This is a genomic window from Enterobacter cloacae complex sp. ESBL7 (genome assembly GCF_041679625.1).
Classification (GTDB): domain Bacteria; phylum Pseudomonadota; class Gammaproteobacteria; order Enterobacterales; family Enterobacteriaceae; genus Enterobacter; species Enterobacter asburiae_B.
In genome coordinates, this window is the sequence record NZ_JBGORN010000009.1 from 58,613 (window position 1) to 81,196 (window position 22,584).

At 54.8% G+C, this 22,584-nt stretch carries 24 protein-coding genes; 16 read left to right on the top strand and 8 right to left on the bottom strand.

Annotation, left to right across the window (positions count from 1 at the left end; translation table 11 throughout):
• Window positions 1-71: 71 nt before the first annotated feature.
• Complete coding sequence (gene yhhY, locus ACERY3_RS20835; RefSeq protein WP_045143059.1) at window positions 72-560, bottom strand: N-acetyltransferase; 489 nt, start codon at window positions 558-560, stop codon at window positions 72-74.
• A gap of 256 nt (window positions 561-816) precedes the next feature.
• Between yhhY and ACERY3_RS20840 the strand changes: the two genes are divergently transcribed.
• The 5 genes from ACERY3_RS20840 (at window position 817) to gntU (ending at window position 5,767) form a co-directional block, all read left to right on the top strand.
• A complete protein-coding gene (locus ACERY3_RS20840; protein ID WP_058842053.1) occupies window positions 817-1,854 on the top strand; it encodes an oxidoreductase in 1,038 nt (345 codons plus the stop codon).
• Between the two features lie 122 nt (window positions 1,855-1,976).
• Window positions 1,977-2,672 (top strand): pirin family protein, encoded by a 696-nt coding sequence (locus ACERY3_RS20845; protein ID WP_003861565.1) that lies wholly within the window; start codon window positions 1,977-1,979, stop codon window positions 2,670-2,672.
• 101 nt (window positions 2,673-2,773) lie between these two features.
• On the top strand, window positions 2,774-3,769 hold the full coding sequence (gntR, locus tag ACERY3_RS20850) for a gluconate operon transcriptional repressor GntR (RefSeq protein WP_021242747.1): 996 nt from the start codon (window positions 2,774-2,776) through the stop codon (window positions 3,767-3,769).
• 126 nt (window positions 3,770-3,895) lie between these two features.
• Complete coding sequence (gene gntK, locus ACERY3_RS20855; protein WP_058842052.1) at window positions 3,896-4,423, top strand: gluconokinase; 528 nt, start codon at window positions 3,896-3,898, stop codon at window positions 4,421-4,423.
• A gap of 3 nt (window positions 4,424-4,426) precedes the next feature.
• Window positions 4,427-5,767: a gluconate transporter gene (gntU, locus tag ACERY3_RS20860; protein ID WP_058842051.1), complete on the top strand. Its 1,341-nt coding sequence runs from the start codon at window positions 4,427-4,429 to the stop codon at window positions 5,765-5,767.
• Between the two features lie 119 nt (window positions 5,768-5,886).
• On the opposite strand, the gene plsB is transcribed toward gntU, so the two are convergent.
• On the bottom strand, window positions 5,887-8,307 hold the full coding sequence (gene plsB, locus ACERY3_RS20865) for a glycerol-3-phosphate 1-O-acyltransferase PlsB (RefSeq protein WP_033144402.1): 2,421 nt from the start codon (window positions 8,305-8,307) through the stop codon (window positions 5,887-5,889).
• Window positions 8,308-8,461: 154 nt separating this feature from the next.
• On the opposite strand from plsB, the gene ACERY3_RS20870 reads away from it, so the two are divergent.
• From ACERY3_RS20870 to ACERY3_RS20885, 4 genes are all read left to right on the top strand, one after another.
• Complete coding sequence (locus ACERY3_RS20870) at window positions 8,462-8,830, top strand: diacylglycerol kinase (RefSeq protein ID WP_023334158.1); 369 nt, start codon at window positions 8,462-8,464, stop codon at window positions 8,828-8,830.
• A 108-nt stretch (window positions 8,831-8,938) separates the two neighbouring features.
• Entirely contained in the window at window positions 8,939-9,547 is a 609-nt protein-coding gene (gene lexA / locus ACERY3_RS20875; RefSeq protein WP_023310039.1) for a transcriptional repressor LexA, read from the top strand.
• A gap of 63 nt (window positions 9,548-9,610) precedes the next feature.
• On the top strand, window positions 9,611-10,948 hold the full coding sequence (dinF, locus tag ACERY3_RS20880) for an MATE family efflux transporter DinF (RefSeq protein WP_058842050.1): 1,338 nt from the start codon (window positions 9,611-9,613) through the stop codon (window positions 10,946-10,948).
• A 120-nt stretch (window positions 10,949-11,068) separates the two neighbouring features.
• Entirely contained in the window at window positions 11,069-11,278 is a 210-nt protein-coding gene (locus ACERY3_RS20885) for a CsbD family protein (protein WP_014830284.1), read from the top strand.
• Window positions 11,279-11,347: 69 nt separating this feature from the next.
• Here the strand turns inward: ACERY3_RS20885 and zur are convergent, their stop codons facing one another.
• Window positions 11,348-11,860 carry a zinc uptake transcriptional repressor Zur gene (zur, locus tag ACERY3_RS20890; protein WP_008503369.1) on the bottom strand — a complete coding sequence of 171 codons (513 nt, stop codon included), beginning with the start codon at window positions 11,858-11,860 and terminating at the stop codon, window positions 11,348-11,350.
• 114 nt (window positions 11,861-11,974) lie between these two features.
• Between zur and ACERY3_RS20895 the strand changes: the two genes are divergently transcribed.
• The 4 genes from ACERY3_RS20895 (at window position 11,975) to pspG (ending at window position 15,403) form a co-directional block, all read left to right on the top strand.
• Window positions 11,975-12,463 carry a cupin domain-containing protein gene (locus ACERY3_RS20895; protein WP_023310041.1) on the top strand — a complete coding sequence of 163 codons (489 nt, stop codon included), beginning with the start codon at window positions 11,975-11,977 and terminating at the stop codon, window positions 12,461-12,463.
• A gap of 172 nt (window positions 12,464-12,635) precedes the next feature.
• The gene (locus tag ACERY3_RS20900) at window positions 12,636-13,946 is read left to right on the top strand and encodes a conjugal transfer protein TraF (protein WP_373226408.1); all 1,311 of its coding nucleotides are present in this window, start codon (window positions 12,636-12,638) and stop codon (window positions 13,944-13,946) included.
• 82 nt (window positions 13,947-14,028) lie between these two features.
• On the top strand, window positions 14,029-15,024 hold the full coding sequence (dusA, locus tag ACERY3_RS20905) for a tRNA dihydrouridine(20/20a) synthase DusA (protein ID WP_045355242.1): 996 nt from the start codon (window positions 14,029-14,031) through the stop codon (window positions 15,022-15,024).
• Window positions 15,025-15,160: 136 nt separating this feature from the next.
• A complete protein-coding gene (gene pspG, locus ACERY3_RS20910; protein ID WP_039264132.1) occupies window positions 15,161-15,403 on the top strand; it encodes an envelope stress response protein PspG in 243 nt (80 codons plus the stop codon).
• A gap of 184 nt (window positions 15,404-15,587) precedes the next feature.
• On the opposite strand, the gene ACERY3_RS20915 is transcribed toward pspG, so the two are convergent.
• On the bottom strand, window positions 15,588-16,571 hold the full coding sequence (locus tag ACERY3_RS20915; RefSeq protein ID WP_373226409.1) for a quinone oxidoreductase: 984 nt from the start codon (window positions 16,569-16,571) through the stop codon (window positions 15,588-15,590).
• A 66-nt stretch (window positions 16,572-16,637) separates the two neighbouring features.
• Here ACERY3_RS20915 and dnaB point away from each other — a divergent pair, with 66 nt between their 5' ends.
• Entirely contained in the window at window positions 16,638-18,050 is a 1,413-nt protein-coding gene (dnaB, locus tag ACERY3_RS20920; protein ID WP_023310046.1) for a replicative DNA helicase, read from the top strand.
• Between the two features lie 16 nt (window positions 18,051-18,066).
• Window positions 18,067-19,146: an alanine racemase gene (gene alr / locus ACERY3_RS20925; RefSeq protein ID WP_373226410.1), complete on the top strand. Its 1,080-nt coding sequence runs from the start codon at window positions 18,067-18,069 to the stop codon at window positions 19,144-19,146.
• A 51-nt stretch (window positions 19,147-19,197) separates the two neighbouring features.
• Here the strand turns inward: alr and ACERY3_RS20930 are convergent, their stop codons facing one another.
• Window positions 19,198-20,328, bottom strand: coding sequence for a hypothetical protein (locus tag ACERY3_RS20930; RefSeq protein ID WP_032662597.1), 1,131 nt, complete (start codon window positions 20,326-20,328; stop codon window positions 19,198-19,200).
• A gap of 317 nt (window positions 20,329-20,645) precedes the next feature.
• Here ACERY3_RS20930 and ACERY3_RS20935 point away from each other — a divergent pair, with 317 nt between their 5' ends.
• Window positions 20,646-21,239: a response regulator transcription factor gene (locus ACERY3_RS20935; RefSeq protein ID WP_223998077.1), complete on the top strand. Its 594-nt coding sequence runs from the start codon at window positions 20,646-20,648 to the stop codon at window positions 21,237-21,239.
• A gap of 85 nt (window positions 21,240-21,324) precedes the next feature.
• Here the strand turns inward: ACERY3_RS20935 and ACERY3_RS20940 are convergent, their stop codons facing one another.
• The 3 genes from ACERY3_RS20940 to ACERY3_RS20950 form a co-directional block, all read right to left on the bottom strand.
• On the bottom strand, window positions 21,325-21,615 hold the full coding sequence (locus tag ACERY3_RS20940) for a hypothetical protein (RefSeq protein WP_214580356.1): 291 nt from the start codon (window positions 21,613-21,615) through the stop codon (window positions 21,325-21,327).
• On the bottom strand, window positions 21,616-22,023 hold the full coding sequence (locus ACERY3_RS20945; protein WP_033144411.1) for a hypothetical protein: 408 nt from the start codon (window positions 22,021-22,023) through the stop codon (window positions 21,616-21,618).
• Between the two features lie 65 nt (window positions 22,024-22,088).
• Window positions 22,089-22,571, bottom strand: a complete 483-nt coding sequence (locus tag ACERY3_RS20950) for a ribonuclease (protein ID WP_373226411.1) — start codon at window positions 22,569-22,571, stop codon at window positions 22,089-22,091.
• Window positions 22,572-22,584 lie beyond the last annotated feature (13 nt).

A 22,584-nucleotide genomic window follows, 5' to 3' on the forward strand; every position in this document is an offset into this window, starting at 1 on the left:
AGAGGGGATTGCACGGTGCGGTCTTTTCTCCCTCGCCCCTGTGGGGAGAGGGCCGGGGTGAGGGGAGTGTGTCACTTCATTCGCGCCATATAATACGCGTCCACATACTCGCCGTTGCGCAGGGCATAGCGTTTGCCGGTGCCTTCAATTTCGAACCCGTGTTTTTTGTACACCGCAATCGCCGGTTCGTTATCGACAAATACCGTCAGCTCAATGCGGTCAACGCGCAGCCAGTTATCGCACATATCAATCATAGTGCGCATCAGAGCGCTGGCAACGCCCCGGTTTTGCCACTGCGCGCCGACACAAATCCCAAAATCAGCCACATGGCTGCGGCGCGGGCGTTGCGCGACGACGATGCACAGATGGCCGGCGACATGACCGTCTATGCAGGCGACGAGCTGCTTGATGCCGGGCTGGTCGGATAGCCGTTCTTGCCACATTTGCTCAGAGGGATGAGGAACCTGTAGTGTGTTGTGGTACACCTCCGGCTGGGCGTGGATCTGACGAATGGCGTCATAATCTTTCGGTTCCGCATGGCGTATCACTATCTCACTCATTCCTTGTTCCTCAGTCAGTTAAACGTCCCTTTCAACATCAATGACTTTAAAATTTGAGTCAACCGCTATTTTTTGCAAAAAGTATTGGACAAGTGCGAATGAGAATGATTATTATTGCTCTGCATTCAGGAAGACCGCTACGGGAACCTGAAAGCACGACATTGCTCACATTGCTTCCAGTATTACTTTAGCCAGCTTTTAGCTGGCTTTTTTTTTGTTATGGTTAGACTCAGTAACCTTCCAAAAGGACTGAGCCATGACACTACATTGCGCATTTATTGGATTTGGTAAAAGTACGACCCGCTACCACCTGCCGTATGTTCTCAACCGTAAAGACAGCTGGCACGTCGCGCACATCTTCCGCCGCCGCGCGAAGCCAGAAGAGCAATCCCCGCAGTATTCCCATATCCATTTCACCAGCGATCTTGATGAAGTGCTTAACGACCCGCAGGTCAAACTGGTTGTTGTCTGCACCCACGCCGACAGCCATTTTGACTATGCGAAACGCGCGCTGGAAGCGGGTAAAAACGTGCTGGTGGAAAAGCCGTTCACCCCAACTATCGCCGAAGCAAAAGCGCTGTTCGCGCTGGCGAAAAGTAAAGGCCTGACCGTTACGCCGTATCAGAACCGTCGCTTTGACAGCTGCTTCCTGACGGCGAAAAAGGCGATTGAAAGCGGCAAGCTGGGCGACATTGTGGAAATCGAAAGCCACTTCGATTACTACCGTCCGGTGGCGGAAACCCAACCCGGCCTGCCGCAGGACGGCTCGTTCTATGGTCTGGGCGTGCATACGATGGACCAGATCATCTCTCTGTTTGGCCGACCGGACCACGTGGCGTATGACATCCGCAGCCTGCGTAACAAAGCCAACCCGGACGACACCTTTGAAGCGCAGCTGTTCTACGGCGACCTGAAGGCCATCGTCAAAACCAGCCATCTGGTGAAAATCGACTATCCGAAATTTATCGTTCACGGCACCAAAGGATCGTTCATTAAGTACGGCATCGACCAGCAGGAGACCAGCCTGAAGGCCAACATCATGCCGGGTGAACCGGGCTTTGCGGCGGATAATTCCGTGGGCGTGCTGGAGTATGTGAACGATGAGGGCGTAACGGTCAGGGAAGAGCTGAAACCGGAAATTGGCGACTATGGCCGCGTCTACGATGCGCTGTATGAAACTCTCACAACTAGCGCGCCGAATTACGTCAAGGAATCTGACGTTCTGACCAACCTGGAAATCCTCGAGCGGGCCTTTGAGCAGGCTTCTCCTGCCACGGTAACCCTCGCGAAATAAGCAAAAACGGCTCCTCTGTGCTTGTTCATAATTTTTGAACAGAGGAGTCAATTTTCACCCTCTATGATCCCAGGCGGTTTACGTCCACACTTACTCCATCGAAACGAACTGAGGGTGAAACAATGATCTACTTACGCAAAGCAAACGAACGTGGTCACGCGAATCATGGCTGGCTGGACTCATGGCATTCATTCTCGTTTGCCGACTACTACGACCCGAACTTCATGGGCTTCTCCGCACTGCGCGTGATTAACGACGACGTGATTGATGCAGGCCAGGGCTTCGGTACCCACCCGCACAAAGACATGGAAATCCTGACCTATGTGCTGGAAGGGGCGGTGGAACACCAGGACAGCATGGGCAACAAAGAGCAGGTTCCGGCGGGCGAGTTCCAGATTATGAGTGCGGGTACCGGGGTGCGTCACTCCGAGTACAACCCGAGCAAAACGGAAAAACTGCACCTGTATCAAATCTGGATCATTCCAGAAGAGACCGGCATCACGCCGCGCTACGAGCAGCGCCGCTTCGACGCGAAACAGGGCAAACAGCTGGTGCTGTCCCCGGATGCGCGTGAAGGTTCTCTGAAGGTGCATCAGGATATGGAACTGTACCGCTGGGCGCTGGCGAAAGACGAACAGTCTGTGCACCAGATTGCCGCCAACCGCCGCGTCTGGATCCAGGTGGTGAAAGGAGAAGTGTCCATCAACGGCACCAAAGCGACAACCGCCGATGGCCTCGCCGTCTGGGATGAGCAGGCGCTTTCCGTGCATGCCGACAGCGAAAGTGAAATTCTGCTGTTTGACCTGCCGCCGGTGTAATAAATCATAAATAAATGCCCATCCTTCCCTTTGACAGGGGAAGGATGGGCTTTGTCCGTGATAAACTGAGCAAATCTCTCACTTCTAGATTTCTCAGGACGATGAAAAAGAAACGCCCCGTACTTCAGGATGTCGCCGATCGCGTCGGTGTGACCAAAATGACGGTCAGCCGTTTTTTACGTAACCCGGAACAGGTTTCCGTGGCGTTGCGTGGCAAGATTGCCGCGGCCCTTGATGAACTGGGTTATATCCCCAACCGCGCGCCCGATATTCTCTCCAATGCGACCAGCCGTGCGGTGGGCGTCCTGCTTCCTTCCCTGACCAACCAGGTTTTCGCCGAAGTTTTGCGCGGCATTGAAAGCGTCACCGATGCTTTTGGCTATCAGACCATGCTCGCCCACTACGGGTACAAGCCGGAACTGGAAGAAGAACGTCTTGAATCGATGCTTTCCTGGAACATCGACGGCCTGATTTTAACGGAACGTACCCACACTGCCCGCACGCTCAAAATGATTGAAGTGGCCGGTATCCCGGTGGTGGAGCTAATGGACAGCCAGTCGCCGTGCCTCGACATCGCCGTGGGGTTCGATAACTTCGAAGCGGCGCGCCAGATGACGGCGGCGATCATCGCCCGTGGGCATCGTCATATCGCCTATCTGGGTGCGCGTCTTGATGAACGTACTATCATCAAACAGAAGGGATACGAGCAGGCTATGCTCGACGCGAACTTAACCCCCTACAGCGTGATGGTGGAGCAGTCCTCTTCCTATACGTCGGGTATTGAGCTGATGCGCCAGGCACGACGCGAGTATCCACAACTGGACGGTATTTTCTGTACCAACGATGACCTTGCGGTCGGCGCGGCGTTTGAGTGTCAGCGTCTGGGGCTCAAGATCCCGGATGATATGGCAATTGCCGGTTTCCACGGTCACGACATTGGCCAGGTGATGGAGCCGCGTCTGGCGAGCGTCCTAACCCCGCGTGAACGTATGGGCCGCATTGGCGCAGAACGCCTGCTGGCGCGCATTCGTGGCGAGACGGTTACCCCAAAAATGTTAGATTTAGGTTTCACCTTGTCACCGGGTGGATCTATTTGAACTGACAAATTTGAAGTAGCTCACACTTATTCACTTCGCGCACGTTTGGATATTGCTTCTCTTTTGCCCCGGCAGGACAATGTTACCGATAACTGTTACCCGTAACAATTGACTGAGGGACACCCTTTGAGCACGACTAATCACGATCACCACGTCTACGTCCTGATGGGCGTTTCCGGTAGCGGGAAATCAGCCGTAGCCAGCGAAGTGGCGCATCAACTCCAGGCTGCGTTCCTTGATGGCGACTTCCTCCATCCGCGCAGCAACATCATGAAAATGGCCTCCGGCGAGCCGCTGAACGACGACGACCGCAAACCGTGGTTGCAGGCGCTGAATGACGCCGCGTTCGCCATGCAGCGTACCAACAAAGTCTCCCTGATCGTCTGCTCTGCGCTGAAAAAAACCTACCGCGACCTGCTGCGCGACGGCAACCCGAACCTCTCTTTCATCTACCTGAAAGGGGATTTCGAGGTGATTGAAAGCCGTCTGAAGGCGCGTAAAGGTCACTTCTTCAAAACCCAGATGCTGGTGACGCAGTTCGAAGCGCTGCAGGAGCCGGGTGATGATGAGAAAGACGTCTTAGTGGTTGATATCGATCAGTCACTGGAAGGTGTTGTTGCCAGCACCATCGAGGTCATTAATAAAAGGCAGTAAGTTTTGAGTACATTAACGCTAGTTTTGACAGCAGTGGGTTCCGTGTTGCTGCTGCTGTTTTTAGTGATGAAGGCGCGTATGCACGCTTTTGTCGCTTTGATGGTGGTTTCTATAGGTGCAGGTCTCTTTTCCGGTATGCCGCTCGACAAGATCGCCGCGACGATGGAAAAAGGGATGGGCGGCACGCTGGGCTTCCTGGCGATTGTGGTCGCCCTTGGCGCGATGTTTGGCAAGATTTTGCACGAGACGGGCGCGGTCGACCAGATTGCCGTCAAGATGCTGAAGTCCTTCGGCCACAGCCGCGCGCACTACGCGATTGGTCTGGCTGGCCTGATTTGCGCGCTGCCGCTGTTCTTCGAAGTGGCCGTTGTGCTGCTGATAAGCGTCGCGTTCTCCATGGCGCGCCATACCGGCACTAACCTTGTGAAGCTGGTTATTCCGCTGTTTGCGGGCGTGGCGGCAGCCGCAGCGTTTCTGCTGCCGGGGCCTGCGCCGATGCTGCTGGCGTCTCAGATGCACGCTGACTTTGGCTGGATGATCCTGATCGGCCTGTGCGCGGCAATCCCGGGGATGATTATTGCCGGTCCGCTGTGGGGCAACTTTATCAGCCGTTACGTTGAGCTACACATTCCGGATGACATCACCGAGCCGCACCTGGGCGAGGGCAAAATGCCGTCCTTTGGCTTCAGCCTGTCGCTGATCCTGCTCCCGCTGGTTCTCGTGGGTCTGAAAACCATCGCCGCGCGCTTTGTGCCGGTGGGTTCCAGCGCCTACGAATGGTTCGAGTTCATCGGTCACCCGTTTACGGCGATCCTGGTGGCCTGTCTGGTGGCGATTTACGGCCTGGCGATGCGTCAGGGAATGCCGAAAGATCGGATGATGGAGATCTGCGGTGCCGCGCTGCAGCCGGCGGGCATTATCCTGCTGGTGATCGGCGCTGGCGGCGTGTTCAAGCAGGTGCTGGTGGATTCCGGCGTGGGCCCGGCTCTGGGCGAAGCGCTGACCGGGATGGGCCTGCCGATTGCGGTCACCTGCTTCGTGCTGGCCGCGGCGGTGCGCATCATCCAGGGTTCCGCAACCGTGGCGTGCTTAACCGCCGTGGGTCTGGTGATGCCGGTGATTGAACAGCTGAACTACTCCGGTGCGCAGATGGCCGCGCTGTCTATCTGTATCGCGGGCGGTTCGATTGTGGTCTCTCACGTTAACGACGCGGGCTTCTGGCTGTTCGGTAAATTTACCGGCGCCACCGAAGCGCAAACCCTGAAAACCTGGACGCTGATGGAAACCATCCTTGGCACGACGGGTGCCATTGTCGGGATGATTGCTTTCACACTGCTGAGCTGAATGCGGTGATTTAACAAGGCTCAAAAATAAGGCCCGGTAGCGTTAACGCTTACCGGGCCTTTATATTATGCAGAACGCCAGGCCGGGTCAGGTGAAACCACCAACCCGGCTTTTTCACATCACTCGCCCTGCGTCGCGCTCTCGATCGTCAAACGCACATCCGACGTAATGAGTTCGGCCAGCATCTGGTACACCTTCAGCGTCTCTTCCGGCTCGGCATCGCCCGTATCGCTGATGTAGCCTTCGTCACGCAGCGTCAGGACCAGAGAGCTGAAGACCGCTTTGTCGAAGAATTCCGGGGCGTTAATGCCGTGCAGAACGGACAGGCGCTGTGCCAGCGTCCGGCTCTCTTTCTCCAGCGTGCCGCGGTTGATAGACGGGTTCGCACTCAGCAGCCAGAACGTAATGGCGTAGCGCTGCAGCGTTTCGCGCGCACCGGCAGCAAGCAGTTGCAGGGTTCGGGAACGCGACGGATTGATGTGCAGCTCGTCGTTTGAGACGGTGATCAGCCCCTGACGACGCAGCTCTTCCGTCAGTTTGTCCAGTTCGCCCGCCAGCTCGTCTTTGCTCCAGCGCAGGAACAGCTCCGCTTTCAGCATCGGATAGAGCGTCTCAACGTGACGCAATAGCTCCTGACGCGAAATACGGCGATGCTGGGTGATGATAGCCGCCATGAGTGACGGCAGCATCAGCATATGGGTAATGTTGTTGCGGTAGTAGGTCATCAGCACTGCCTGCTCGCGCGGCAGAATGATGATGTCGCCGATCGTGTCCTTTTCGACTTCAAACTTGTTCATCTGCAGCGCGTGATCGATAAGCTCACTGGCGGTAGCAGAAGGCACGGTTGAATCAACGGAATACGGCACGTTGCGCATCATGTCCAGATAGCAATCCAGCTGCTCCGTGAGCTGTTCGCGGGTCAGCGAGCGCTGACGCGAAGCCAGAAGCGCCGTACAGCACAGGTTCATGGCGTTAGCCGCACCGGCGTTGTTAATGCGCACCATTAGCTCGGACGCGATGCCGTTGACCGTTGGCGTCAGCCAGGCCGGACGAATCGCTTCGATAGGATCGATGGACTCGCGCCACTCGGGAACGTGATGGTTCAGATACGTCATCAGCGGCATCGGTTCGCCGAAGTTCACGTAGCCCTGACCGAGATTGCGTAGCTTGCTCAAGCCGCGCAGCATCTGCGGCAGGCTCTCTTTCTCTTTGGTCGCACCGCGCAGCTCTTTGGCGTACGTGCCCACTTCCATCACGTGCTCATAGCCAATGTAGATTGGCACCAGCGTGATTGGACGGGTTCCTCCGCGCAGCATCGCCTGAATGGTCATCGACAGCGTGCCGGTCTTCGGATCGAGCAGACGTCCGGTACGGGAACGACCACCCTCCACGAAGTACTCCACGGAATAGCCGCGGCTGAACAGCTCGCCCAGATATTCGCGGAACACGGTGGAGTAGAGCTTGTTGCCCTTGAAGGTGCGACGGATAAAGAACGCGCCCAGGCGGCGGAAAATCGGACCTGCTGGCCAGAAATTCAGGTTGATACCGGCAGCAATGTGCGGCGGTACCAGCCCCTGGTGATAGAGCACGTAGGAAAGAAGCAGGTAGTCCATGTGGCTGCGGTGGCAGGGAACATAGACAATCTCATGGCCATCGTGCGCCAGCTGACGCACACGTTCAGCATTATGAACGTTGATGCCCTGATACAGGCGGTTCCAGGTAAAGCCGAGAATACGATCGGACAGGCGAATCATCTCGTAAGAGAAGTTCGCTGCAATCTCTTCCATCAGCGCAATGGCGTTCTGCTGGGCTTTCTCATGCGATATTTTCTTGCTGCGCGCTTCGTCTTCAACGGCGCGGGCAATAGCTTTGGAGGCCAGCAGCTTGTTGAACAGATCCTGACGCGCCGGGAGACGCGGCCCTACGGCAGCCAGGCGCTGGCGGGCGAAGTGCATACGCGCCACGCGCGCCAGTTTTTGCGCGATGATCTTGTCGGTACCGTGCTCGTCCGCCATTCGACGCAGCGAAACGGAAGGGGAGAAACGCACAAAGCTGTCGCGTCCCAGCCAGGAGACCGCGAAGAACTTCTGGATGCCGTTAAGCATGCGCAGCGGCGGATTCTCTTCACCTTTTTCACGGCCCGGACGACGACCAAACATCACCGAAACCGGCACCATCTGTACATCCAGATCGGGGTTGCTGCGGTGCAGGTCGAGATAGTCGTGGAACAGCTTGATGGACTCTTCTTTTGGCGTGTAGTAGGTAAACACGCGCGGTCCACCGTGAATGAACACGTAGCGCGGCAGCAGCGTACCGTCAACTTCAAGCGGTTCAAGCGGGTCCGGTAAGTCATGCGCCAGACACTGGGCGCGAAGCGTCAGTAAGTCTGCCTTCGAGTTATAAGGCAAAACGTACATAATAGGACGCGACGTATCGAGCCCCAATTCCAGCGCGGGTTCTGCTGGGATAGACTTGCTTTTTACCAGGATGCTTAATGGTAAATTAAGTAATTTGTAGTAAATTCGTGGCCAGCCGGACATAAACGATGTAAAGCCTCTGGTTAATAATGCAATTGCGGCGCAAGGATAACAGAAAGCGCGCAAAATTTCTGTTGTTACCCGTCATACTTCAGGCTGTAGCGAAACGCGCTACAGTTCCTGTTACTGACGCTTTTTTTCATAAAAGGTTCTTTTAATGGCCAATAATACCACTGGGTTAACGCGTATCATCAAAGCCGCCGGCTATTCATGGAAAGGTTTCCGTGCCGCGTGGATCAACGAAGCCGCCTTTCGCCAGGAGGGCGTCGCCGCTATCATCGCGGTGATCATCGCCTGTTTCCTTGATGTTGATGCTATTACCCGCGTACTTCTAATCGGTTCCGTGCTTCTGGTGATGATAGTGGAAATTCTTAATAGCGCTATTGAAGCCGTTGTTGATCGCATTGGTTCAGATTTCCACGAGCTTTCTGGCCGCGCAAAAGACATGGGCTCTGCTGCCGTGTTGCTGGCGATTATCACTGCCGTTATCACCTGGGTCACGCTGCTTTGGTCACATTTCCGATGAGCCTCGAGGAATAATTAAGTCCCTGGTTTTTTGTGCAGTTTTTGGTTCCAAAATCGCCTTTGACTGTATATACTCACAGCATAACTGTATATACACCCAGGGGGCGGAATGAAAGCGTTAACGACCAGGCAGCAAGAGGTGTTTGATCTCATCCGGGATCATATCGGCCAGACGGGTATGCCACCCACGCGTGCGGAAATCGCGCAGCGTCTGGGCTTCCGTTCTCCGAATGCTGCCGAAGAACATCTGAAAGCGCTGGCGCGTAAAGGCGTGATTGAGATTGTTTCAGGCGCGTCACGCGGTATCCGCCTGCTGGTGGAAGAAGAGACGGGTATTCCGCTGATAGGCCGTGTTGCCGCCGGTGAGCCTTTACTGGCACAGCAGCATATTGAAGGCCACTACCAGGTTGATCCTGGCATGTTCAAACCGAGCGCAGATTTCCTGCTGCGCGTTAGCGGTATGTCGATGAAAGACATCGGTATTCTTGATGGCGATCTGCTTGCGGTGCACAAAACGCAGGATGTGCGTAACGGCCAGGTGGTTGTCGCGCGCATAGATGATGAAGTCACCGTCAAGCGTCTGAAAAAACAGGGGAACACCGTTCAGCTACTGCCTGAAAACAACGAGTTCTCCCCAATTGTGGTCGATCTCCGCGAACACAACTTCTCTATCGAAGGACTGGCGGTTGGGGTCATTCGCAACGGCGAATGGCTGTAACCTCTTCCTGACAGGCTATGGCGCCGCTGTAGCCTGCTTCATTCTCGACTCCCGGTATTTTTCATGTCACTGCTGACGGCATCCGATAAGGCATTGTGGCGTCTTGCTCTGCCGATGATTTTCTCCAATATTACCGTTCCCTTGCTGGGTCTGGTCGATACTGCCGTTATTGGTCACCTTGATTCGCCTGTTTATCTTGGCGGCGTGGCGATTGGCGCGACGGCAACCAGCTTCCTGTTTATGCTGCTGCTCTTTTTGCGCATGAGCACCACCGGGCTCACGGCCCAGGCTTATGGTGCAAAAGATCCGCTGCGTCTGGCGCGCGCGCTGGTCCAGCCGCTGATCCTTGCGCTCGGTGCGGGGGCGTTAATCGTTTTATTCCGTACGCCCCTGATCGACCTTGCGCTCCATGTTGTCGGCGGCAGCGAGGCGGTACTGGCTCAGGCGCGACGTTTCCTTGAAATCCGCTGGCTCAGCGCGCCCGCCTCGCTGGCAAACCTGGTTCTGCTGGGGTGGCTACTGGGCGTTCAGTACGCCCGTGCGCCAGTGATTTTGCTGGTGGTAGGCAACCTTCTCAACATTGTGCTGGATGTCTGGCTGGTAATGGGCCTGCATATGAACGTGCGGGGCGCGGCGCTGGCGACGGCAATTGCCGAATACGGAACCTTTATTATTGGTCTGTGGATGGTCTGGCGCGTGCTGGCGATGCGCGGGTTCTCCCTGGCGCTGCTCAAAACCGCATGGCGCGGCAATATCCGTAAACTGCTGGCGCTTAATCGTGACATCATGCTGCGCTCGCTGCTGCTTCAGCTCTGCTTCGGTGCGCTGACGGTTTTCGGGGCGCGACTGGGGCCAGAAATCGTCGCGGTCAACGCGGTATTGATGACGCTGCTGACCTTTACCGCCTACGCGCTGGACGGTTTTGCCTATGCGGTAGAAGCGCATTCCGGGCAGGCGTACGGCGCGCGCGAAAGCGGGCAGCTTAGGGACGTCTGGCGGGCAGCCTGCCGCCAGTCTGGGCTGGTGGCGCTGGCGTTTGGCCTGGTTTACGCCTGCTTTGGTGAGCAAATTGTCGCGTTGCTTACGTCTATCCCTGCGCTGCGCGAGCTGGCGAGTCACTATCTCATCTGGCAAGTCATCTTACCGGTGGTCGGCGTCTGGTGTTATCTGCTGGACGGCATGTTCATTGGTGCGACGCGCGGAGCGGAAATGCGTAACAGCATGGCGGTCGCGGCGGCCGGGTTTGGTCTGACGCTGCTGACGCTCCCCTGGCTGGGTAATCACGGTTTGTGGCTGGCCCTGGCCGTTTTCCTCTCGCTGCGAGGGATATCGCTGGCTTTTATCTGGCACCGCCACTGGCAAAACGATACCTGGTTCCCTTCACGTCACGATATATCGTGACGGTTAAAGATTCCGAATATGAAATCAACTGCCGAATCCTTAACTACAATAATTATCACGTCCAGCAGAAAAGAACGTAACGGACGTTACGACCCGACGCTTAACTAAGAGGACACGATGATGAATAAAGACGAAATCGGCGGCAACTGGAAGCAGTTCAAAGGTAAAGCGAAAGAACAGTGGGGTAAGCTGACCGATGACGATATGACCGTCATTGAAGGTAAACGCGATCAGCTTGTCGGTAAAATCCAGGAGCGTTACGGCTACGCAAAAGACCAGGCGGAAAAAGAAGTGGGCGACTGGGAAAAACGCAACGACTACCGCTGGTAACCGGGCTATACCCGCAAGTACAAGGAAGTACACCCTGAGGGCGGCCATGAGCCGCCTTTGCTTTTACTGCTAACGCGGTTTTTTCTTCACAAGAATAGAGTGGTCGTGCTGACATGCGTCCTGATGACGGCAGGCTTCCACTTCCACGCAGGCAGAGCACAGTCCGTGCGCTTCAATCACGTTATGACGCAGGGCAAAACCCATTTTCGCCGCCAGCGTATGCATAATATCTTCCACGCCTTCCGCAGCTTCTTCTTTCACCACGCCGCAGCGGTCACAGATAAACATCGCCGATGTGTGGGTGGGCTGATCGAACAGATGGCACAACACGTAGCTGTTTGTCGACTCAACTTTATGCACGAATCCTTGTTCCAGCAGGAAATCCAGGGCGCGATACACGGTCGGTGGTTTCGCCTGCGGCTCGCTTTCGCGGAGCAGGTCCAGCAGATCGTAAGCGCTGATGGCACCCTGCTGCAGGCTCATCAGACGTAAGACTTCAAGGCGCTGCGGAGTCAGGCGCACATTGCGTTGCGCACACAGCTTTTCGGCCTGCGCTAACAGCTCTTTTGTGGACTTATCCATTTAGCACCCCGGATGTTATAGGACGGAAACCCCCACTTTATCATGTTCTGGTAAAAACGCCGAGATCCGCCAGTCTGTGCTATACCTGACCCATTGCAAAACGGGAAATAAACAATGAAAAAACCTGACTGTATTCGGCACTGGCGCGACGTTGAAGGCGCGGATGATTCGACCTACCCAGATAGCGATGAGCGTTTTTCTATCGGCGCCCCGTTGGCTCGCAAGCTTGGGCTCGGGCGCATTGGTATCCATCATGAGCGTTTACCGCCCGGGCGCAGGACATCCTATCCGCATGCGGAAAGCGATGAAGAAGAGTTCGTTTATGTGCTCGAAGGTCATCCAGAAGCGTGGATTAATGGCTATTTATGGAAACTTGAACCGGGCGACAGCGTGGGGTTTCCTGCCGGAACTGGTATCTGCCACACCTTTATCAACAACACGGACGAAGAGGTGCGGTTACTGGTCGTTGGCGAGGCCAACAAGAAGCACAACCGCATCTACTATCCGCTCAACCCCGTTTATGCCGCCACGCGTGAGGATCGCTGGGTAGACCACCCGCCCCAGTTTTTTGGACCGCATGATGGAAAACCTGGGAAAAAATAATTTCCTCTTCTATAAATATTGAGGGCCGTCACAAAATATAACAGGCCGTAAGGGAGTTTTACTTAGGGGTAGAAATAGCGGGTCTTTTACTACTTATTCACAGCAATAGTTCGTTCCTGTTTGGGTGATAACAGACAGGGGTTATTTCATAACAGACTATAACGGGCATACTGTGAAAAAAAATTTTAAATTTTCGGTGGTTAGTATCGCTGTTTCCTTGTTTATGGCAAATCAGGCGGGAGCAGCCAATACCTGGACAGAATCACGTAGCGACGCAATGGGTGGCACTGGCGTTGCCTCCGGGAGCTATGGTAGCGGGGCGTTAATCAACCCCGCGTTGCTGGCAAAGGCAAAACCGGACGATGATGTGACGGTCATTTTGCCGTCCGTTGGCGTACAGGTGACGGATGAGGACAATCTTCAGGACGAGATTGATACCATCAACGACAAAATCAATCACTATAAGGATGTGGTTGATGACCTCACGCCAAGGGAGATCATCACCAATCCGTTAGGTTCCATTAATCAATTCCAGGGCGCGGCCAAAGATCTGGCCGATGAGCTGGACTATCTTAAGGGTAAAACCGCACGCGCGACGGCAGGTGCTGGGCTTGCCGTGAGTATCCCTAACGATGTGCTTTCCGTGGCCTTTATGGCGAAAGGCTACGCCCATGGCCGGGTGAGTTCGTCTATCGATCAGCAAGATATTGATTATCTGCGCGGTATTCAACAAAGCAAGGTGGTGGCTGCCGGTGTTGCCCTGGACGCTGCGCTGAACGGCACGGATCAAATCACTAAAAATCTCAACTCAACGGCGTCTGGCCGGGCAGCGATTGTGTCCGACTATGGTGTTGCCGTTGCCCGTCAGTTTGACCTCGGCGGCGTCCCGGTTTCCGTGGGCGTGACGCCAAAACTGCAAAAAACCTGGGTCTATAACTACACCACGTCAATCTACGATTACGACAGTAACAAGTGGAACGACAGCCGCTACCGCACGGACGACACGGGCTTTAACGTCGATGCCGGTATCGCGGCTGATTTCGGCGAACACTGGACGGTTGGCGTGAGCGGTCAAAACCTGATGTCGCGCGATATCGACACCAAAGATATCCGTATCCGCAACGGCCGTACGGGAGAAGTGGTGAGCTATAAAGACACCTACCAGATCCGTCCGCTGGTAACCGCCGGCGCCGCCTGGTATAACGACCTGGTGACGCTGACCGCCGATGGCGATCTGACGGAAACCAAAGGCTTCAAGAGCGAAGATACGTCGCAGTACGTGGGCGTCGGTGCTGAGGTTACGCCGCTCAGCTGGCTGGCGGTGCGTGCGGGTTATCGCGCGGACGTGAAGGGTAACGACAGCAATGTCTTTACCGGCGGTGTCGGCTTCGCGCCGTTCAGTACCGTTCATGTTGACCTGATGGGCCTGTACGGCGAGGACGAAACCTGGGGCGCCGGGGCTCAGCTGAGCATGACGTTCTAAAGTCCACCGGAGGCGCTGCGCCTCCGGCTTTTCTTTGTGCTATAGTAGCGCCCCTTTTCCACCAGATGCTTAAAACTTCGCCATGTCGTCAGAATTACAGACCGCTTTCCCTGCACACCGTTTCTCCATTGCGCCGATGCTCGACTGGACGGACAGACACTGCCGCTACTTCCTGCGCCAGCTCTCCCGCCATACGCTGCTGTACACCGAAATGGTGACCACGGGCGCAATCATTCACGGGAAGGGCGACTATCTGGCCTATAGCGAAGAAGAGCATCCGGTTGCCCTGCAGCTGGGCGGCAGCGATCCGGCCGCGCTGGCGCAGTGCGCGAAGCTGGCAGAAGAACGCGGCTACGACGAGATCAACCTGAACGTTGGCTGCCCGTCCGACCGCGTGCAGAACGGCATGTTTGGCGCCTGTCTGATGGGGAATGCACAGCTGGTAGCGGACTGTATCAAGGCGATGCGCGATGTGGTCTCCATTCCGGTCACGGTCAAAACCCGTATCGGCATTGACGACCAGGATAGCTACGAATTCCTGTGCGACTTCATCAACACGGTATCCGGGAAAGGCGAGTGCGAGATGTTCATCATCCACGCGCGAAAAGCCTGGCTCTCCGGCCTCAGCCCGAAAGAGAACCGTGAGATCCCTCCGCTGGACTATCCGCGCGTGTATCAACTGAAGCGTGACTTCCCGCACCTGACGATGTCCATCAACGGCGGCATCAAGTCGCTGGAAGAGGCTAAAGCGCATCTGGCGCATATGGATGGCGTGATGGTCGGCCGCGAGGCGTATCAGAACCCGGGCATTCTGGCGACGGTCGATCGCGAAATCTTTGGCATCGAAGGCGCGGACACCGATCCGGTTGCCGTCGTGCGTGCGATGTACCCCTACATTGAGCGTGAGTTGAGCAATGGCACGTATCTCGGCCATATCACCCGCCATATGCTTGGCCTGTTCCAGGGTATTCCGGGCGCGCGTCAGTGGCGCCGCTACCTGAGCGAGAATGCGCATAAAGCCGGAGCCGATATTGAGGTGCTGGAACATGCGCTGCGACTGGTGGCGGACAAGCGATAACTTTCGCTAAAAGTTCGTCAAATTCACCACGCCCTGCGAACGTTCGCGGGGCGTTTTGCTTTAATAACAACAGCTTAATACTGGCATGATTCTTGTAATGCTGACTGCATTACTCGGGAACTCGTGGGAGAGCACCATGCTGGAACTACTTTTTGTGATTGGCTTTTTTGTCATGCTGTTAGCGACAGGCGTTTCGCTGCTCGGCATTCTGGCGGCTATCGTGGTGGCGACGGTGGTCATGTTTATTGGCGGACTGTTTGCGCTGACGATCAAACTGTTGCCGTGGCTACTGCTGGCCATTGCGGTCGTGTGGGTGATTCGGGCGATTAAAGCGCCAAAAGTGCCCAATTATCAGCGCAATAACCGCTTCCGTTACTAAGGTATTGAGGGGTTCGTCACATACTTGTAACTTTTCCGGCGGCATGGCTTAGAACAGAATAGGATTTAGTTATCGAATCTGTCACTATGGCTGCCGTTAAAGAATTCATCGAGCTGTACCCTACATACAGCCGAACTAAAAAAAGAAAGGGCTTCCCACGGGAAGCCCAATTTCTTTTTGGGGCTCAGGGAATCAACAAGCTCGACCCCTGCGTCGCCCGGCTCTCCAGCACCTCATGCGCGCGCTGCGCATCGGTCAGCGCGAATTTCTGCGCATCTGCCACATCCACTTTGATGACGCCGCTGGCGATCAGCGAGAACAGCTCGTTGCTGGCTTCCTCAAGTTCTTCCAGGTTGGTGATGTATCCCTGCAGGGAAGGGCGAGTCACATACAGCGAACCTTTCTGATTCAGAATACCGAGGTTAACGCCGGTGACCGCGCCAGACGCATTGCCGAAGCTGACCATCAGACCACGGCGCTGCAGACAGTCCAGCGACGCTTCCCACGTGTCTTTCCCCACCGAGTCATACACCACGCGCACTTTTTTACCGCTGGTGATCTCCTTCAGCCGCTCAACAATGCTCTCTTCACGGTAGTTAATCACCTGCCAGGCGCCCGCCTGCAGCGCGCGCTGCGCTTTTTGTGCATTTCCGACGGTGCCGATCAGCTTCGCGCCCAGCGCCTTTGCCCACTGACAGGCGATGAGCCCGACGCCACCCGCTGCGGCATGGAACAGGAACTGCTCGTCGGGCTTAATTTCATAGGTTTTGCGCAGCAGGTAGTAAACCGTCAGACCTTTCAGGAACGAGGCCGCCGCCTGCTCGAAGGAGATAGCGTTAGGCAGCAGGGCGGCTTTATCCGCCGGAACGTTGTGGACGGAGCTGTAAGCGCCCAGCGCAGACTGCGCGTACACCACGCGGTCGCCCTCTTTAATATGCTTAACCGCGCTGCCCACTTTGACGACGACCCCGGCCGCCTCGGTGCCCAGGCCGCTCGGCATTGACGGCGGCGGGTAGAGACCGCCGCGAATATAGGTGTCGATGTAGTTTATGCCTATGGCTTTGTTTTCAACCTGCACTTCGTTTTCGCCAGGCGCGGCAGGTGTGAACTCCACCGCTTTCAGTACGTCTGGCCCACCGTGTTTCTGGAATTCAATGCGCGTTGCCATGCTCCCTCCGTAAGAAAAATATGGTAATCTTTCGACCCACTCTTTATCTCGGTAACTCCATTCACTATGGCAGGAAACAAACCCTTCAACAAACAGACTGAACCTCGCGAGCGTGATTTCCAGGTCGCAGGGTTAAAGGTCCCGCCGCACTCGATTGAAGCGGAACAGTCGGTGTTGGGCGGTTTAATGCTGGATAACGAACGCTGGGACGACGTCGCCGAGCGCGTCGTGGCGGAAGATTTCTACACCCGCCCGCACCGCCACATCTTTACCGAAATGGCGCGTCTGCAGGAGTCGGGTAGCCCGATAGACCTGATCACGCTCGCGGAATCGCTGGAGCGCCTTGGTCAGCTCGACAGCTGCGGCGGGTTTGCCTATCTGGCGGAACTGTCAAAAAACACGCCTAGTGCGGCGAACATCAGCGCTTATGCCGATATCGTGCGCGAACGTGCCGTCGTCCGGGAGATGATCTCGGTGGCGAATGAGATCGCCGAGGCCGGTTTTGATCCGCAGGGGCGCACCAGCGAAGACCTGCTCGATCTGGCTGAATCCCGCGTCTTTAAAATCGCCGAAAGCCGCGCCAATAAAGACGAAGGTCCAAAAAACATCGCCGATGTCCTCGACGCCACCGTTGCCCGTATCGAACAGCTGTTCCAGCAGCCGCACGACGGTGTGACCGGGGTAAACACCGGCTATGACGATTTGAACAAGAAAACCGCCGGTCTGCAGCCGTCGGATTTGATTATCGTCGCCGCGCGTCCGTCTATGGGTAAAACTACCTTTGCGATGAACCTCGTCGAAAACGCGGCGATGTTGCAGGATAAGCCGGTGCTGATCTTCAGCCTTGAGATGCCCTCCGAGCAGATTATGATGCGTTCTCTGGCGTCGCTGTCGCGCGTGGATCAGACCCGCATTCGTACCGGCCAGCTCGATGATGAAGACTGGGCGCGCATCTCCGGCACCATGGGCATTCTGCTGGAAAAACGTAACATCTATATCGATGACTCCTCCGGCCTGACGCCGACGGAAGTGCGTTCCCGCGCGCGCCGTATCGCCCGTGAACACGGCGGCATCGGCCTCATCATGATCGACTACCTTCAGCTGATGCGCGTCCCGTCGCTTTCCGACAACCGTACGCTGGAAATTGCGGAGATTTCCCGCTCGCTCAAGGCGTTAGCCAAAGAGCTGCACGTACCGGTCGTTGCGCTGTCGCAGCTGAACCGCTCTCTGGAACAACGTGCCGACAAGCGCCCGGTCAACTCTGACCTGCGTGAGTCCGGCTCCATCGAGCAGGATGCCGACTTAATCATGTTTATCTACCGTGATGAGGTTTATCACGAGAACAGCGACCTGAAAGGGATCGCCGAAATTATTATTGGTAAACAACGTAACGGCCCAATCGGGACGGTGCGTCTGACCTTTAACGGACAGTGGTCGCGTTTCGACAACTATGCCGGTCCTCAATATGATGATGAGTAATTTCTAAGGAATTCAAATGCAAGCGGCAACTGTTGTTATTAACCGCCGCGCTCTGCGACACAACCTGCAACGTCTGCGTGAACTGGCGCCTGCCAGCAAGCTCGTTGCAGTCGTGAAAGCGAACGCTTACGGACACGGTCTTCTTGAGACCGCGCGAACGCTCCCCGATGCCGACGCCTTTGGCGTCGCCCGTCTTGAAGAAGCCCTCCGCCTGCGCGCGGGCGGCATTACTCAACCCATTCTGCTCCTCGAAGGCTTTTTCGAAGCCACAGATTTACCGACCATCGCTGACCAGCATCTGCACACGGCGGTACATAACGAAGAACAGCTAACCGCACTGGAAACCGCCGAGCTGAGCGAGCCGGTGACCGTCTGGATGAAGCTCGACACGGGCATGCACCGTCTGGGCGTGCGTCCGGAAAGCGCGGAAGCGTTTTATCAGCGTTTATGCCGGTGCAAAAACGTGCGCCAGCCGGTGAATATCGTCAGCCACTTCGCCCGCGCCGATGAGCCCGAGTGCGGTGCGACCGAGCGCCAGCTGGATATCTTTAACACCTTCTGCGAAGGCAAGCCGGGGATGCGCTCGATTGCGGCATCCGGCGGTATTCTGCTGTGGCCGCAGTCGCATTTCGACTGGGCGCGACCCGGCATCATTCTCTACGGCGTGTCGCCGCTGGAGAATAAACCCTGGGGGCCGGACTTTGGCTTCCAGCCGGTCATGTCGCTGGTCTCTAACCTGATTGCCGTGCGTGACCATAAAGCGGGCGAGCCGGTGGGCTACGGCGGTACCTGGACCAGCGAGCGTGATACCCGTCTCGGCGTGGTGGCGATGGGCTATGGTGACGGCTATCCGCGCGCCGCGCCTTCGGGCACGCCGGTTCTGGTCAACGGTCGCGAGGTGAAGATCGTCGGCCGCGTGGCGATGGACATGATTTGTGTCGATCTGGGGCCTGAAGCCCAGGATAAGCCCGGCGACGATGTCGTGATGTGGGGCGAAGGTTTGCCCGTCGAACGCATTGCTGAAATTACAAAAGTGAGTGCTTACGAACTTATCACGCGCCTGACGTCAAGGGTGGCGATGAAGTACATCTACTGAGACTTGCAGATAGTCGTCCAACGGCATTAGCTGCCGTTGGACGCGTAACGCTTATTTCAACACGTTATAGATCGCCTGATTAGTCAAATAATCCGACGCGAGCCCTGACTCCGGACTGAAGCGCGAACCCTGGATGGACGAGAACCGTTTTCCGGTGCTGCCCAACGAGACATAACGCTCCCCCCCATCGTTTTCCGAAATGGTGTACACCGTTTTCTGCATCTCGGCGAATAGCGGAGCGTTACGCTGAATGGCCTGATGCAATTCCAGAAGCTGCACTCCATCCAGATTGAGCTTTTTATCCAGCGTGACGCCCCATCTTTGCAGGCAAACTTCTGCAAAATGACGCACGATCGTGCCGGGCTCATGGACCACTTTTTCCCCGCTATTCCCATTGGCCGAAGCATTCCCTACCAGCGTAGCGTGGCGACCAGACATGGGATAAATATGGACTTTTGTCGCGCTATCGGTCTGTGGAATGACGCACGAGAAACCTTTTGATCGCTCATGTCTGGCATAGAAAGCCACATACTCCTTCACGTTGCTGCCCAGAGTGACTTTGTCCGCCTGGAAATTACCCATGCCCGGAACCGGATCGACCGCAAAAATATTCACCGGAATCGTCGTTAAAAGGGGGTCGGCCAGCATTGCATTGGCAAGCATATGGCAGCTAATTCCGCCCCGGCTCCACCCAACAAGGTTCACCTGAGTGGGCAGGATCTGCCCCTGACGGAAGGTTTTGATGATTTGCTGCTGCAGCGCCTGCTGGGTCACTTTACGATCGCCATAGTCATATTTGCGCCACCAAAATGAGCCGGTAACCTCAACGTCCTGAATCGGTACGCCCGCCTTTTTAAGCTGCTCATAGTTTTCTTTTGTGAGCTTCTCACGCTGCCAGTCAACGTGTCCTTTGATAATATTGATCGCATGCTGAACATTCTCATTCCAGCCGCTGCCCAGAAGCTGGGCGCGAAGCTGAGAATATTCTCCGCTTTTGACCCAAAGCTCATCGCTTTGTAGATTGCCGCTCCCCGGGCCATCAAGAATGACCCATTCGGCGAACTCTTTACCCTTGTTATTGGCTGCCAGAGAAGAGATGAGCTCGCCGTTCCAGTAATTAGCATGAGACTCATCAAATTTATTAGATCCAGTACCACAGAAATACACTGTTAGTATTGTCATAAATGACCTCATTGAAATATTAATATGTAGGTGGATGGCACGCGTGCAGTAAAATAATAAGTGCCAGCAATATTTCTGGGAATATGCTATTGAGCCCAGGCTGTTTTTAATAACGATAAGATCGTTCTTAATTAAATATGGCTATGTTTAATGTGTAGTACTGCTTAACTTTTTGCTTTGGATATATGACATTTGCCTTATGCCGAATGCTGTTTTTACAGTTTTGTAATAGCACGCATACTTAATTTCGGAATAAGTTGGTTGAATAACCTAAGAAAATAGATTTCACACGGGGTTATGCTACGATGAATATATTAATGATCGATGAATTACCGATCTTCATTCACGGTATGAAAACAGAGCTGGAACGCGTCATGCCGGAATGCACTGTTTTTGCAGCGAACAACTTTGAAGATGCACACGCAATTTTAACCTCTATGCCGGTCAGCATTATTTTGCTGGATGGTGAAATGAAGTGCCGTGATTTTATCACTAATTTGATGACAAACTGGCCTGAGCTACCGATCGTGGTGATGTTACGAAAAACGACGGATAAGATATTCAACTTCTACATCCGCCAAAGCATTAAGGGCATTTTTACCAAGGATCTCCCCGCCGAGAAAATCAGCCAGATACTTTGTATGGTCTCCTCGGGGGTGGTCTGTTTTCCGGAGCAAGCCGTGGTCCAGCGAGAACAACCCACTGGCGGGTTGCCGATCTATTCCCTGAGTCGTCGGCAGAAGGAAGTTCTTAAGCTGCTGGCGAATGGGGGAACAAATAAGCAGATCAGCCGGCAATTGAATATCAGCGCAGGTACGGTCAAAGTGCATCTGGAATCCATCTTTCACCGACTACAGGTCAACAATCGGACACAGGCCGCAATGCTCTATTTTAAATATATGACTAATTAGCCGATTTTCAGCAAAGCGAAGGGCTGCAGCCAAAATGCGTTAAAAGAAAAGCGCAACAGATAGACCTCTGTTGCGCTTTGTTTTTTTAACGGTACTGAGATTTGAAATAATATATCACCACCACCAGCGTTCCGAAGTCCTGCAATAGCCAGAATGGAAAGCTGTCACTCAGTATATCAGCACCGGTAAGAATAAATTTCATGTTTAAGCTGCTCTCACCAAAAAAACCAAAGGCGAGGGCGGCTAAGCCAATTTTACACATTACCGGCAGGGCATGGACTCTTCGGCTATAGGCGGCAAACAAAATCAGCAGCGATGTTACCAGGTCGACGAAGATAATAAAGGGAAGCACCCAGCCATTCATTATGTTAACCATTTATTCTCCATCGGGCTTGTTGTGGGTTAAATCTGGCGGAGAAAGTGATTCATGTCTGACTTTACTTTTGATGACGCTTGCAACATCAAAAATATCGCGCTGTTCATGCCGGCGAAAAAAGTTTGCCAGCCAGACGATCAGGCCATTACTCATTGCCCCGAGGATATACCCTAAACCAAGCGTGATATCGGCCTGATTAAGGTCTATCTTTAACCAGCGGGCTGCTAATCCACCTAATGCGACGGCCGCGCCCATGCTGATTCCACCAAAAATAATGCCTGCCATAAATCGGCTGTGCTGGTGCAATCGCTGCGGTTGCCAGAAAAACGAGATACTGACGCCGCCAAATAAACCTGAAAAAGCCAGCAAGGCTTCACTGATGAGGGTCGGGAGATAGATGTCAGACATACGTTCATCCTCTGCAAGGATAAATCCCCTCGGAAAAGGGGATTTATTATCGTAACGGGCGCTTATTATTGGCAGGGATCCAGCTCAACAATATGCTGATACTTATCGGTCGTAATAAAGCGCTGTTGCCCTGACAGGCTGTAAATCAAACGCTTGGGAGAGCGATATCCCTTCACGACATCGACATCCGCGCTAAGCCAGGGCTGACTGGAAGGAAGAGCGCGATCGCTGTATTTATCGCCACCGATCCATTTTTGATTGGTGGGTTTAAGACCCCAAAGCGATTCGCTTTCACTTCCCGACCAGCCGAGGCGTTTGGCCTCATCCGAGGTAATATAGCGGTCGGGCAGGCGCCCAAAATTTTTTATATGACGAAGCGTTGTCGCCAGATCGGTCACGTTATTGACGGGCACCATACCCTGAGAAGATAAAAAGGTGTTGGCTTCCTTTATTTCCTCTTCGCAGGTTGGCATGGTGGCGGTTGCCTGTAACACGTTGAATAACGAAACAGACAGTACGGCCATTTTCACTATGTATAGTGGTTTCATTGTAATTTTCCTG